Raw genomic sequence first — 13,431 nt, 5'->3', positions numbered from 1 at the left:
GTCCCTAACAAAAGTGGTTTCTTTAGGCGGCCTTCACTTAGGGACGAGGCAGCCCCCGGTCAACCCGCCCCGGTCAACCCGCCCGCGAACCGCCTCAGACCGCCTCCAGCGGCGCGTTCAGCCGGGTGCCGCGCACGATGATGCCGCCGCGGTCGCCGATCTCGACGCTGCCGTAGCGCTGGGCATAGACCGGCGGCAGCGGCCGCGCCTTGTCGGCTGCGAGCCACAGGCGCAGCAGATGGCGGCGCTTCTCGGGCTCGGCCCAGTCCTCGAAGCCGGTGCGGTCGTGCAGCAGGGTGTGGTTGTGCACCAGCTGCACGTCGCCCGGCTTGAACTCCATGAACATGTTGAGCGCCGGGTCGTTGGTCAGCGCGTCGAACATGTCGAGCGCCTCGACATGCGCCGGCGTGAGCCGCGGCGCGTCGGGGAAGCGCTGCGCCGAATCGATGTACTGCCGCTGATAGATCGCGCTGAGATGGCCCTGGTACCAGTTGAACAGCGGGATCTCGAAATAGGGCTTCTGGCCTTCCGGCACCTCGCCGCGGCGGTCGGTGGCGGCGGGCTCGAACAGGAGCTTCAGCAGGTCGGGGCGCCGTCGGTGCATCTCGTTGAAGATGGTGGTCGAGCTGACCAGCGCCGACAGGCCGCCCGACTTCGCGGTCTTGAGGCACAGCAGGCCGACGATGTCGCAAGAGTCGGTATGGAACGTCTGGCGCTCGTGCGTCTGGTAGATGCGCACGTTGGGATCGTTCGAGGCGAGGCCGAGATCCTGCACGTGGCCCAGCACATGGCCCTTGCCGTTCTGCGAGCGCGCGCTGCCGAGATGGGCGCCGAGGCCGTAGAACGCCGTCGCCGCTTCGCGCATCGTCCAGCGCTCGACCGGCAGGCCCCGCAGCAGCAGGAAGCCGCGGCCGTTCAGCACCTCGTCCTCGACCCGCGCCTGCAGTTTCGGCGCGAGCGTCGGCAGCGGGAAGTCCGCGGGCGTGATCGCGGCGATGTCGCCTTCGCGCGCGGCGAGCGCCTTGGTGACCTGCTCGACCTCGGCGATCTCGCTCGGGCTGAGCGGCATCTGCCAGTCGGTGCGCTTGGCGATCTCGGGCCCGTACCAGGCGGCGGGGCCGGTCTGCTCCGGCGGCAATTCGAACGACATGATGACTAGGCGGCTTCCCAGGGAAATCGGGGTGCGAAGAGCTGATCATCAGCCACGGAGAGGCGATAGCTCTCGGTGGCGTTGACCAGCGCGGCGCGAATGCCGGGCTCGAGCGCGCTGTGGCCGGCGTCGGGCACGATCACGAAGCGCGCCTCGGGCCACGCCCGCGACAGGGTCTCGGCGGTGACCGGCGGGCAGACGATGTCGTAGCGGCCCTGCACGATGGTGCAGGGCAGGTTGCGCACCCGGTTCAGCTCGTCCCAGGGCCAGCCTTCCGCGAGGAAGGTGTTGTGGCGGAAGTAGTGTGCCTCGACGCGCGACAGCGCGAGCGCGAAGCCGCCGTGATCCGATTCGAACGGTGCGCGCGCCGTCGGGTAGAGCGTCGAGCAGGCCGCCTCGTAGCGGCTCCAGGCGCGCGCCGCCGGACGATGCACGTCCGGATTGCGATCGATCAGGCGGCGATAGTAGTTGCTCAAGAGGTCGGTGCGCTCGCTGGCCGGCAGGTGCTCGGCGAAGTCGCGCCATGCCTCGGGGAAGATCGACCGCATGCCGTGCAGGAACCAGTCGATCTCCGAGCGCGTGCCGAGGAAGATGCCGCGCAGGATGAAGCCCATGGTGCGCTCGGGGTGGCGCAGGCCGTAGGCGAGCGCGAGCGTGCTGCCCCACGAGCCGCCGAACAGCAGCCAGCGTCCGACGCCGAGATGGCTGCGCAGCTTCTCCATGTCGGAGACCAGATGCGCGGTGGTGTTGTCCTGCAGATCGCCCAACGGCATCGAACGGCCACAGCCGCGCTGGTCGAACACCACGATCCTGTAAAACTGCGGGTCGAAGAATCGCCGATGCACGGGCGCCGAGCCGGCGCCCGGCCCGCCATGGAGGAAGACGACCGGCACGCCCTCGGGATTGCCGCTCTGCTCCCAATAGATCGTGTGCCGCCCGTCGACTGCCAGCATTCCGCTGGCGTAGGGCGAGATCTCCGGGAACAGGTCGGAGCGAAGAGGGGTCTCTGAACGCGGCATGCGATTTCCGCCCCTAGGAGTGCCATAGCAGAGCCGCGCATGCCAGCCTCGCGAAGATTTGCCTGTGCGGCGCGCGGGCGCATAAGCTGGTATCGGGCGTTACGGAGGAACAGTGTTTTTTCGCAGTCTTGCCGTTCTCCTCGCGCTGTTGGCCCTGGCCGGCGGTTGCACGCCTTCCAACGCCCCGCAAACCACCGTTGCGGCCGCGGGCGCCCCGGCCGGCGGCGCCCTGCCGAGCGACGTCCAGCGGCTGGTCGGGCCGGTCTATCGCGCTCCCGAGCTCGAGGCGCTGGTCGACCGAGTCGGCCAGCGCCTGGTGACGCGCGGCGGCCTCAACGGCAGCTACCGCTTCTTCATCCTCGACCAGCCGGTCGCCAATGCACATGCCCTGCCCAGCGGCTACGTCTTCGTCACGCGCGGGCTGCTCGCCCTGCTGGACGACGAGGCGGAACTCGCGGCGGCGATGGGCCACGAGCTCGGCCACATCACCGAGCGCCACGCCGCGCAGCGCGAGCAGCAGCGACGCCACATCATGGATCAGGCGATCGACGCGGCGATGAAGAGCGGCTCGGTCTCGGTCGGCCGCTCGGTGGCGCGCGACGGCCTGGTGAAGCTGCGCAGCTACTCGCGCGACCAGGAGCTCGAGGCCGACCGGGTCGGCGTCACCACCCTCACGCGCGCCGGTTTTCGCGGCGACGCGATGATCACCTTGATCGAGAAGCTGCAGCGTCAGACCCGGCTCGAGGAGCAGCTGATGGGCCTGCCGGAAAGCCGCGATCCCAGCGCGCTGTCGACCCATCCGGGCGCCGCCGACCGGCTGGTGGCGCTCAACACCCTGCCGGTCGCGCGCAAGACCGGCGAAAGCGACCGGCGGGCCTACCTGGCGGCGATCGACGGCCTGTCGGTCGACGATTCGCCGGAGGAGGGCTTCGTGCGCGGCCCGGCCTTCCTGCACCCGATCATGCGCATCGCCTTCGCCATGCCGCGCGACTTCCGGCTGTACAACGATCATGACGGCGTGCTCGGCATCGGCTCCGACCGGTCGCTGATGTACTTCTCCTGCAAGGCCGGGACGTTCGAGGGACGGCTCGACGACTGGATGCGCAACCGCATGCAGCCGACGCCGACCGACATCCATTCGACCGAGATCGGCGGCGCCGAGGCCGCGATCGGTGCCCGGCCGCGCGGCTCCGACACCGGCCTGGGCCAGGTGCGCTACGTGCTGATCCGCCGGCCCGACGGCGTCTGCTACTTCAACCTCCTGAGCGACGGTCCCGACCGCGACCGCCGCATCGAGGCCATGGTCCAGGCCGCGAGCGGCTTTCGCGACCTGACGGTGGCCGAGGCAGGCGCGCTCCGGTCCTATCGCCTGAAGATCTTGCCGGGCGGGACACCGGCGGCGACCCTCGCCGCGCGCATGCCCTATCCCGATTTCAGGCTGGAGCGGCTGCTGGCCCTGAACGGCGTCGACAGCGCTGCCGAGCTGGCGCAGCGCGATCAGGTGAAGACGGTGGACCCTTAATCTTGTCGGACCGCGGGCCGGAGGCCCGCTCATGATTCATGAGGCGGGCCTCCGGCCCGCGGTCCCGGAAGAACATGAAAAAAGCGGCCGAAACGGCCGCTTTTTCCTCGAAGTTCTATTCGCTGAAGCTTAGGCGACCTTCGTCAGGACGCTGTTCAGCTTCTGGGTGGCGGAGTCCTTGTCGATCCGCTCCACCGCCGCGAGCTCGCGCGCGAGACGGTCGAGCGCGGCTTCGTAGATCTGCCGCTCGCTGTAGGACTGGTCGGGCTGGCCGGCATTGCGATGCAGGTCGCGCACGACCTCGGCGATCGACACCGGGTCACCCGAGTTGATCTTGGCTTCGTATTCCTGGGCGCGGCGATTCCACATCGCGCGGGAGACGCGGCTGCGGCCCTTCAGGGTCACCAGCGCGTTCTCCATGATCTTGCGCGAGCTGAGCTTGCGCAGACCCGAGATCTTCGCCTTCGCGACCGGCACGCGCAGCATCATGCGCTCCTGCTCGAACGAGATGACGAACAGGTCGAGCTTGTGCCCGGCGATCTCCTTCGCCTCGATGTCGATCACGCGACCCACGCCGTGGGTCGGATAGACGACGAAATCGCCCTTCTCGAAAGCAAATTCCTTCGCCTTCGCCGCTGGCTTCTTCGGCTTGGCCATGTCTAGTTCCTTCACACTCAATCCCCGCAAAAGCGACACCGCGACCCGCCGCGCACGCTTCCCCAACGTGCTTGGCTCGGCAGCCGGTATCCAGTAAGTTGCTTTCGGATACCTGATTCGGCGACCGAGCCAGCGGCAATCCTGATCGGACCGCTCCAGCGGGGAAATTTATATCAGAAAATTGGGCCGGAGTCGCGGCCTATGTTGCATTTTCGCAACGGCACCCCATGCAGAACCTGCATGGCTTGCACAAAAAAGCGCTCAAAAGGACTGTATAGCGCCCAAATCTAGGGGTTAGCGCCCGATCAGCGCTTCCCGGGGTTCTTGCTGAAGTACTTTTCGAACTTGCCAGTCTCTTCCTTGAACTGCTCGGCGTCGGCCGGCGCCTCGCCCTTGCGGGTGATGTTGGGCCATTCGGCGGCGTAGGTCCGGTTCACCTCCAGCCACTGCTCCATGCCCTTCTCGGTGTCGGGCACGATCGCCTTCGGCGGGCATTCCGGCTCGCAGACGCCGCAGTCGATGCATTCGTCCGGATTGATGACCAGCATATTCTCGCCCTCGTAGAAGCAATCCACGGGGCAGACTTCGACACAGTCCATGTACTTGCACTTGATGCAAGCCTCGGTCACGACATAGGTCATCAACGGCTCCAGGCACGAGCGGCGGGCTGCTTAACGCGCGCAGGGGGCGGGCGCAAGGCTGGCATCATGCCGCTTCGATCTCGTCATACAACGCGCGCGCTTCCGGCGCCGGCCCGCGACGCTCGCCCAGGGCCACGATGCGGACCACACGCACCCTGGGCCCGAGCGCGAAGGTCAGCACCATGCCGGGCGAGACGTTGGTGTGCGGCTTGTCGGTCACCCGGCCGTCGATCCGGCAGCGCGCCTTCTCGACATAACGCGCGGCGAGCGATCGGGTTTTGAAGAAGCGAGCGTGCCAGAGCCATTTATCGAGCCGCATGGACTAACGAGGGGCAACCTCATCCTGAGGAGGCCGCGTAGCGGCCGTCTCGAAGGATGGCAACGGGCGATCTGCCGGTTGCCCACCCTTCGAGACGCGGCCCAATGGGCCGCTCCTCAGGGTGAGGTGGGTTCGCTGCATCCGCCTGCGGCCTACTTCTTTCCGCCGAGCTTGAGCTCAAGCAGCTTGGCGAACGGCGAATCGGACACCGCATCGCCCTTCTTCTCGGTCGTGGCATAGAGGCGCAGCGCCGGTCCGTCGGCGTCGCGGCGCGGTCCGCGCGGCCCGCGGCGGTCGTCGCGCGGCGGCCGGTCAGGGCGCGGCCCATCCTGGCGCGGCCCGTCCTGACGCGGCCCGTCCTTGCGTGGCCCATCCTGGCGATCGGGCCGCGGTCCTTGGCCCTGCGGCCGATCGCGCCGCGGCGCGTCGGCGAAGAACTGGCGCTCGTTCGGCCGGTCGGGGCGCTCGCGGCGGCGCTGGTCGCGGCGATCGCGCTCCTGCTGGCGCTGGCGGGCGCGCTGCTCCTCGCGCTCGCGCACGAAGCGCGGCTTGACCGAGAAGGCGTGCAGCGGCCCGTGCTCGTCCGACGGCGGATGCACGCGATAGCCCAGCCCGCGCATCACGTCGGCCATCTCGGGCTCCGAGCAGCCGACCAGGGACATCATCTGCGGCGTGGCGCGGAACCAGCCCGGCGGCAGCGGCCGCGGGCCCGCGGGCCTGGTCTCGTCGGCCGCCGGTTCGGCCACGGGCGCCGGTTCGGAGGCCTCGGCCGCTTCGGCTGTCGACTCTTCGGAGGCCGCTTCCGTCGCGGCGACAGGCGCCTCGTCGGTCGCGGTCTCCTCCGCCGTGCCTTCTTCGATCGGCGCCACTCCGCTCCGGGCCTCTCCGGCCGACTCAGGTTCGGTCGACTGGGGCGGCGTCTCCTCGGCCGCGTAGGCGGTCGGCTCGGCCGGTGCGGTTTCGGGCGCGGCCTCCTCGGCCTTCGCCTCCGGCGCGGGTTCCGGCTCGCTCTCGCCGAACGCCGCGGCGACGATCGCCCATTCGCTGATCTCGTCGGCCGGCGGCGATGTCGAAGCGGCGGGTGTCGCCGTCGCCGCTGCCGGCGGATCGGCCTTCGGCTCGGGCTTGCGCTCCCTCTCCTGCTGCGGCCGGCGCGCGGTCTCGCGGCTTTCGCGCACGGCCTGGCGGGCCATCGCGGCCAGCCGCTCGACCATGTCGGCGCGGATGGCGTGATTGCCGAGCGGCGCGTAGCCGATCGAGGCGTAGAAATCGCGCTCCGCGCCTTGCGGCAGATCCATCGAGGTGCGGCCCTCGGCCGGCAGCGGCGGGATCGAATCGCGACCGTGCGCCACCATCCAGAGGCCGGCGCGCAGCCGGATCGGCACCGGCTTCAGCATGCTCGGGAAGTAGAGCGAATAGACGCCGACCCGGACGCCGAGCTTGGCCAGCGCCTTGCGGTCCTCCTCGCTGAGCTCGGCCATCTGCTGCTCGATCGGCCGCCGCGGCAGGACGCCGAGATGCTCGCAGAGCTGGAAGACGATGCCGCGCGCGCCGGCCGGCAGCTGCTCGAGCGTGGCGCGGGCGTCCATCAGTTCGGAGAGGCCGAGCCGGATGCGCGTCTCGACCCAGGCGGCGGCGCGCTTGCGCACGTCCTCGCGCGCCGGCCCGTCGAGCAGGTCGGACGGCAGCGCCTCGACCTTGGGCGCCAGCACGTCGCCGCTCGGCATCAGGCGCGCGATCGGGCCGCCACCCCAGCAGACGCGCAGCTGCGAATCGAACACCAGCTCGCCGTCGGGCGCGTTCGCGAACGCCTGCAGGCGCGTCGGCAGGTTCTCGCGCAGCGCGCGCAAGGCAGCGCTCAGCACGGCCTTCTGGTCCGTCTGGCCCTCGGTCGCGTCGGGAACGAACCGGAAGCCCTCGATGCGGCCCAGATGCTCGCCCTCGACAATGACCTCGCCGGCTTCGGCGACAGACGTCGTCATTTCACCCTCATCCCGCAATCTTCGTACAAGCAGTGCGGCCCGTCTATCGACAAACCTTTGAGTCAAACGCTGGTGCAGCACATCGGACAACCGGTCCTCGATCGCCCGCGCGCGTTCTTGCCAGTGTTGTGCCCTCTGAATCCAGTCCGCGCGATGCGAAATGTAGGTCCACGTCCGAACATGCGCGATGCGTGTCATCAAGGTGTCGATGTCGCCGTCGAATCGTTCCAGTCTTTTGACGTGACTGTCGATCCAGTCTTCCGGCAGGCGCTCGCCGCCCTGCGTGAGATGCTGGAAGAGCTGGCCGAGCAGCGCGGTGTGCTCCTCGGTCATCGTCTTGCGGAAGTCCGGCACCTGACAGACTTCCCAGAGCAATTTCACGCGCCCGGCGGCATGCAGCCGCGGCAGGAACTCCGAATGCTGCGACAGCGTCTGAAGCGCAAGCTGGTCGTCCTGCTCCCGCACCCGCTGCAGCGCGGCATGCGGCGGCGGCTGGTTGAGCGAGCCGAGCAGCGCCGCGGCCGAGCGGAAGTCCAATTCGGTGTTGCGCCATTGCAGGTCGCGCAGCGGATCGAAACGATGGTTCTCGATCGCCTCGACCGTCTCCTCGTCGAGGCCGCCGATGTCGATGGTGGTGCCGAAGGTGCCGTCGTTCATGTGACGGCCGGCGCGGCCGGCGATCTGCGCGATCTCGACGTTGCGCAGCGGCCGGAGCTGCCGGCCGTCATATTTGCGCAACGAGGCGAACCAGACGTGGTTCACGTCCATGTTGAGGCCCATGCCGATCGCGTCGGTCGCGACCAGGTAGTCGACCTCGCCGGACTGGAACATCTCGACCTGGGCGTTGCGCGTCCGCGGGGAGAGCGCGCCCATCACGATCGCCGTGCCGCCGCGCTGGCGGCGGATCAGCTCGGCGATGGCATAGACCTCGTTGGCCGAGAAGCCGACCACGGCGGAGCGCGCCGGCAGTCGCGTCGCCTTCTTGGGCCCGACATAGGACAGCTTGGAGAAGCGCGGCCGCGCCACGACATCGATGTCGGGCAGCAGGCGATTGAGCACCGGCCGGATGGTGTCGGCGCCCAGCAGCATGGTCTCGTCGCTGCCGCGCGCGTTCAGGATGCGGTCGGTGAAGAAGTGGCCGCGCTCGGGATCGGCCGCCATCTGCACCTCGTCGACGGCGAGGAAGGAGACCGGCCGGTCGAGCGGCATCGATTCGACGGTGCAGACGAAATAGCGCGCGCCGGGCGGCGCGATCTTCTCCTCGCCGGTGATCAGCGCGACCTGGTGGGCGCCCTTGATCTTGACCACGCGATCGTAGTTCTCGCGCGCCAGCAGACGCAGCGGGAAGCCGATCATGCCGGACTCGTGGCCCAGCATGCGTTCGATGGCGAGATAGGTCTTGCCGGTGTTGGTCGGCCCGAGGACGGCGGTCAGGCGGCCGGACGCGCTGGCGAGCGACATTGGCTGAACTTGGCCCGCGCCGCTCGCGGACGCAAGGCTTGCCGGCGCAAGGCTAGCCGGCGATCACCGGCTCGAGCTTGTTGGCGCCCAGGACGGGGCCGTGGTCGGGTTGCTGCACGATCGCTGCCAGCCCCTGCTCGGGCTGGAAGCGGTCGGCCGCCACGGTCCAGTGCGCTTGCGCACCGTCCCATTGGCCCAGTACCTCGAAGTGGCGCACGACATTGAAGTTGTCGAGCCGCCGGCCCTCGTTCTCGCCGCGCTGTATCGGCGTCGCATGACGGCGGTCGTAGACGAACAGCGCGACGTCGGCCGGTCCTTCGATCTTCGCCGCGTCGAGCGCGATCCTGAGCGTGCCGTCGGCCACGCGCTTCAGCATCGGCGTGGTGCGGGCGGTCGCCTGGCGTTTGGCATTGGCCAGCATCGACTCGATCTGGCCGTCGCTGATGCCCGGTTGGTGCACGCGGCCGTCGACGACCATCTCCGGCGTGTAGATGTACTTCTGCCGCAGCGTGCGGGCATAGGCGCGCTGCCGCGCCGTCGTCTCCTTGGTGGCGAAGCGATCCTTCCAGCCGATGTAGTCCCAGTAGTCGACGTGGAAGGAGAGCGCGACGATGTCGGGCCGCTGCGCCAGCCTGCCCAGCATGGCGTCCGCCGGCGGGCAGGAGCTGCAGCCCTGCGAGGTGAACAGCTCGATCGCCCAAGGCCCGCCGTTCTGGCCGGGCCTGCTTTCCGCGGCAGCGTCGGCCCCGACCAGCAAGCCGGCGCCTCCGATCAACACGGAACGTCTACCAAATCCTGACATGGCCCGAACGTGGGCGCGGGCCCCGCTCTCCGCCAAATCAACAAACGGTTAGACTCGCTTTACGTAATATTATAACAATTCGGTGCATGCACGGCTCATCCTCCTCGCCCGGCACGGCCCTTCTGGGCATGGCTGCAACCCAGCGCATCGCCTGGGCGCTCGGCGTCGCGGCGGTGCTGTGGCTCGCCGTGTGGTGGGCGCTGTGAGCGCGGCGCTCAAGCTGGTCGACCTCACGGTCTCGTATGACCGGCACCCCGCCGTGCATCATGTTTCGGCCGAGATTCCCGCTGCGGAGATCACCGCCATCGTTGGCCCCAACGGCGCCGGCAAGAGCACGCTGCTCAAGGCGATGCTGGGCCTGGTGCGGCGGGTCGAAGGCAGCATCGAATGCAGCGCGCGACGGATCGCCTACCTGCCGCAGCAGGCGGAGATCGATCGCTCCTTCCCGATCTCGGTGCTCGATACGGTGCTGCTCGGCCGCTGGTCGCGCTTCGGCGCCTTCGGCAAGGCCGCCAAGGCCGACGTGCACGATGCGCAACACGCCATCGACTCGGTCGGGCTCAGCGGCTTCGAGCGCCGGCCGATCGACACGCTGTCTGTCGGTCAGTTCCAGCGCGTGCTGTTCGCGCGGCTGCTGCTGCAGGACGCGGATCTCGTCTTGCTGGACGAGCCGTTCGCCGCCATCGATTCCAAGACCGTGTCCGACCTGATGGGGGTGATCCATCGTTGGCGCCGTGAGCAGCGCACGGTGGTCGCGGTGCTGCACGATCTCGACCAGGTGCGGCGCGAGTTCCCCAACAGCTTGCTGTTGGCGCGCGAATTGGTCGATTCGGGCCCGACCGGCCGCGTGCTGTCGGCCGAGAACCTCCTGCGCGCCCGCGCCATGGCCGAGGCCTGGGACGAGCGGGCCGGCGCCTGCGAGGTGCCGCTCAGGCAGACCGCGTGATGGCTCGTCGTCCCCGCTCCGCTTCGCTCAAGCGCGGATCAGATCCGCGCGACTCGGGGCGACGGTAGTGTACGACTTTCTCTTCGCGCCGTTCGCCGATTTCGGATTCATGAAGCGCGCGCTGGTGGCGTGCCTCTGTCTCTCGCTCGGCGGCTCGTCGATCGGCGTCTTCCTCATCCTGCGGCGCATGAGCCTGATGGGCGATGCGCTGGCCCATGCCCTGCTGCCCGGCGCGGCGCTGGGCTTCCTGCTGGGCGGCCTGTCGCTGCCGGCGATGAGCCTCGGCGGCTTTCTCGCGGGCATCTCCACGGCGCTGGTCTCGGGCGCGATCGCCCGCTTCACCTCGATGCGCGAGGACGCAAGCTTCGCCGCCGCCTATCTCACGGCGCTGGCGCTCGGCGTGCTGATCGTGTCGCTGCGCGGCTCGGCGGTCGACCTGATGAACATCCTGTTCGGCGCCATCCTCGCCGTCGACAGCCAGGCGCTGCTGCTGGTCGCCGGCACGACGACGCTGACCCTGGTCGGGCTCGCCGCGATCTATCGCCCGCTGGTCGTCGAATGCTTCAATCCGGGCTTCCTGGCCGCCATGGGCGTGCGAGGCGCGCTCTATCACTATCTCTTCCTCGGCCTCGCGGTGCTGAACATGGTCGCGGCCTTCCAGGCGCTCGGCACCCTGATGGCGCTCGGCCTGATGCTGCTGCCGGCGGTGGCGGCCTCCTTCTGGGCGCGCGAGGTCTGGTCGATGACGGCGATTGCCGCGCCGCTGGCCCTGCTGTCGGGCGCGATCGGCCTCTTGGTCTCGTTCCATGCCGGGCTGCCGTCGGGGCCGCTGATCGTGCTGGTGGCGAGCCTGTTCTTCCTCGGCTCCCTGCTGTTCGGTACGCGCGCGTCGGTGCGCGCACGACTCTCGCATCCGGTGCATCTTCGCGGCTAATCTGCCGCGCATGGCATTGGACATGAATACGGAGGTCGCGCTGGCCGGGTTCGCGGTCGGCATCGGCTTCGGCGCTCTGGCGCGCTGGTCGGGATTCTGCTTGCGCGGCGCGGTCGAGGATGTGCTGACCAAGCCCGACGCGCCGCGCGCCCGCGGCTTCCTGCTGGCGATGGTGGTGGCGCTGATCTCGGTGCAGGCGCTGGTGCTGACCGGCCATCTCGATCTCGGCAAGGCGGTGGTGCTGCCGAATCAGCTGTTCTGGGGCGGCGCGCTGCTGGGCGGCCTGATGTTCGGCGTCGGCATGGTGCTGACCGGCGGCTGCGGCACCCGCATGCTGGTGCTGGCGGCTGGCGGCAACCTGCGGTCGGTGGTGGTGTTCATCGTCTTCGGCTTCGTGGCCTACGCCACCATCCGCGGCATCCTGGCGCCGACTCGCGCGGCGATGATGGCCACGACCTCCGTCAACCTCGCGCACCAGACCCTGCCGCCGCTCGTGGGCGGCATCGTGCTGGTCGCCGCGGTGGTGTTCATCGTCTGGCGTCCGATCTCGGCCGAGCACCTGATCGGCGGCGCGCTGATCGGCGCGCTGGTCGCGGCGGGCTATCTCGTCACCGGCGTGCTGGGCCGCGACGAGTTCGAGCCGACCACGGTCGAGAGCATCAACGTCACCCGCGGCGGCGGCGATTCGCTGATCTACCTGCTCACCTGGACCGGCTCTAAGGTCAATTTCGGCATCGCCTTCGTCGGCGGCACGCTGGTCGGCGCGACCCTGGTCGCCGCCCTGCGCGGCGACTTCAAGCTCGAAGGCTTCGAGCGGCCGGCCGACATGCTGCGCTACGCATCGGGCGCGGCGCTGATGGGCGCGGGCGGCGTGCTGGCGCTGGGCTGCACCGTCGGCAACGGGCTGACGGGCATCGCGTCGCTGGCGCCGACCTCGTTCATCGCCCTGCCGGCGATGGTGGTGGCGGCCGGCGCCACCCTGAAATGGCGGTGGAGGAAAAAGACATGACCGAGCTCAAGACGCTTCAGGCCAACCACATCCACATGCGCTACGCCGACGTGGGCAGCGGCCCGCTGGTGCTGTTCTGCCACGGCTGGCCGGAGAGCTGGTACTCGTGGCGCCATCAGCTCGAAGCGGTCGGCGCCGCCGGCTTCCGCTGTGTCGCGCCCGACATGCGCGGCTACGGCGGCACCCAGGCGCCCGAGCCGATCGAGCACTACACGCTCCACCATCTGGTCGGCGACATGGCCGAGCTGGTGAAGGCGCTCGGCGAGACCCAGGCGGTGATCGTCGGCCACGATTGGGGCGCGCCGGTCGCCTGGCATGCAGCACTTTGGCGGCCCGACCTGTTCACCGCGGTGTGCGGCATGAGCGTGCCCTACGCGCCGCCCGGCTACATCGACATCCTGAGCGCGCTGGAGAAGCTCGAGATCAAGGACTTCTATCTGCAGTACTTCCAGAAGCCCGGCGTCGCCGAGGCCGAGCTGCAGCAGGACATCAAGGGCGCGCTGCGGCGGCTCTACTACACCGCCAGCGGCGACCTCGAGGAGAAGGGCAAGGGCTTCGGCCGCCTGCCCACCGGCACGCTGCTCGGCAACACCGTCGATCCGCAGGAGCTGCCGAAGTGGCTGAGCGAGGCCGACCTCGACTATTACGCGGGCGAATTCGCGCGCGCGGGCTTTCGCGGCGGGCTGAACTGGTACCGCAACCTGCGGCGCAACTGGGAGCTGGGCGGCCCGTGGCGCGGCCAGCCGGTCCGCGTGCCGTCGCTGTTCATCGCCGGCAGCAAGGACGGCGTGCTGCGCTTCCCGGCAGCGCAGTCGCAGCTCGACGCCTTCCCGAAGACTCTGCCCGGTCTGCGCGGCAGCCACATCCTCGACGGCGCCGGCCACTGGGTGCAGCAGGAACGCCCGGACGAGGTCAACCGCCTGCTGATCGAGTTCCTGAAGGGCTTTTCATCTTGATGATGACGATCATTCTTCCTATCTTCCATATGT

General features: G+C 69.0%; 12 protein-coding genes. 5 read left to right on the top strand and 7 right to left on the bottom strand.

Features of this window, described 5'->3' with window-relative positions; genetic code table 11:
• Positions 1 to 94: 94 nt before the first annotated feature.
• Together J0J01_RS10420 and pip are read right to left on the bottom strand one after the other, a co-directional pair.
• Positions 95 to 1,150: a TauD/TfdA family dioxygenase gene (locus tag J0J01_RS10420; protein WP_296380289.1), complete on the bottom strand. Its 1,056-nt coding sequence runs from the start codon at positions 1,148 to 1,150 to the stop codon at positions 95 to 97.
• A gap of 5 nt (positions 1,151 to 1,155) precedes the next feature.
• A complete protein-coding gene (gene pip, locus J0J01_RS10415; protein WP_296380287.1) occupies positions 1,156 to 2,169 on the bottom strand; it encodes a prolyl aminopeptidase in 1,014 nt (337 codons plus the stop codon).
• 112 nt (positions 2,170 to 2,281) lie between these two features.
• On the opposite strand from pip, the gene J0J01_RS10410 reads away from it, so the two are divergent.
• Entirely contained in the window at positions 2,282 to 3,691 is a 1,410-nt protein-coding gene (locus J0J01_RS10410) for a M48 family metalloprotease (RefSeq protein ID WP_296380285.1), read from the top strand.
• A gap of 129 nt (positions 3,692 to 3,820) precedes the next feature.
• On the opposite strand, the gene J0J01_RS10405 is transcribed toward J0J01_RS10410, so the two are convergent.
• The 5 genes from J0J01_RS10405 to J0J01_RS10385 all read right to left on the bottom strand — a co-directional run bounded on the left by J0J01_RS10405 (position 3,821) and on the right by J0J01_RS10385 (position 9,529).
• Positions 3,821 to 4,348: a CarD family transcriptional regulator gene (locus tag J0J01_RS10405; RefSeq protein ID WP_296380283.1), complete on the bottom strand. Its 528-nt coding sequence runs from the start codon at positions 4,346 to 4,348 to the stop codon at positions 3,821 to 3,823.
• Positions 4,349 to 4,653: 305 nt separating this feature from the next.
• Positions 4,654 to 4,989: a ferredoxin FdxA gene (gene fdxA, locus J0J01_RS10400; protein ID WP_296380281.1), complete on the bottom strand. Its 336-nt coding sequence runs from the start codon at positions 4,987 to 4,989 to the stop codon at positions 4,654 to 4,656.
• 64 nt (positions 4,990 to 5,053) lie between these two features.
• On the bottom strand, positions 5,054 to 5,308 hold the full coding sequence (locus J0J01_RS10395; RefSeq protein ID WP_296380277.1) for an RNA-binding S4 domain-containing protein: 255 nt from the start codon (positions 5,306 to 5,308) through the stop codon (positions 5,054 to 5,056).
• Between the two features lie 152 nt (positions 5,309 to 5,460).
• A complete protein-coding gene (locus J0J01_RS10390; protein ID WP_296380275.1) occupies positions 5,461 to 8,751 on the bottom strand; it encodes a helicase-related protein in 3,291 nt (1,096 codons plus the stop codon).
• Positions 8,752 to 8,803: 52 nt separating this feature from the next.
• Positions 8,804 to 9,529, bottom strand: coding sequence for a DUF1223 domain-containing protein (locus J0J01_RS10385; RefSeq protein ID WP_296380274.1), 726 nt, complete (start codon positions 9,527 to 9,529; stop codon positions 8,804 to 8,806).
• Between the two features lie 226 nt (positions 9,530 to 9,755).
• Here J0J01_RS10385 and J0J01_RS10380 point away from each other — a divergent pair, with 226 nt between their 5' ends.
• The 4 genes from J0J01_RS10380 to J0J01_RS10365 all read left to right on the top strand — a co-directional run bounded on the left by J0J01_RS10380 (position 9,756) and on the right by J0J01_RS10365 (position 13,398).
• A complete protein-coding gene (locus tag J0J01_RS10380) occupies positions 9,756 to 10,499 on the top strand; it encodes a metal ABC transporter ATP-binding protein (RefSeq protein WP_296380272.1) in 744 nt (247 codons plus the stop codon).
• Positions 10,500 to 10,608: 109 nt separating this feature from the next.
• Positions 10,609 to 11,433 (top strand): metal ABC transporter permease, encoded by an 825-nt coding sequence (locus J0J01_RS10375; protein WP_296380553.1) that lies wholly within the window; start codon positions 10,609 to 10,611, stop codon positions 11,431 to 11,433.
• 22 nt (positions 11,434 to 11,455) lie between these two features.
• Complete coding sequence (locus J0J01_RS10370; protein WP_296380270.1) at positions 11,456 to 12,442, top strand: YeeE/YedE family protein; 987 nt, start codon at positions 11,456 to 11,458, stop codon at positions 12,440 to 12,442.
• Complete coding sequence (locus J0J01_RS10365) at positions 12,439 to 13,398, top strand: alpha/beta hydrolase (RefSeq protein WP_296380268.1); 960 nt, start codon at positions 12,439 to 12,441, stop codon at positions 13,396 to 13,398. The genes J0J01_RS10370 and J0J01_RS10365 overlap by 4 nt, the downstream gene beginning before the upstream one ends.
• Positions 13,399 to 13,431 lie beyond the last annotated feature (33 nt).

Origin of the sequence: Reyranella sp., from assembly GCF_017305915.1 — a bacterium.
GTDB lineage: Bacteria > Pseudomonadota > Alphaproteobacteria > Reyranellales > Reyranellaceae > Reyranella.
This window is presented reverse-complemented; position numbering and strand designations above follow the sequence as displayed.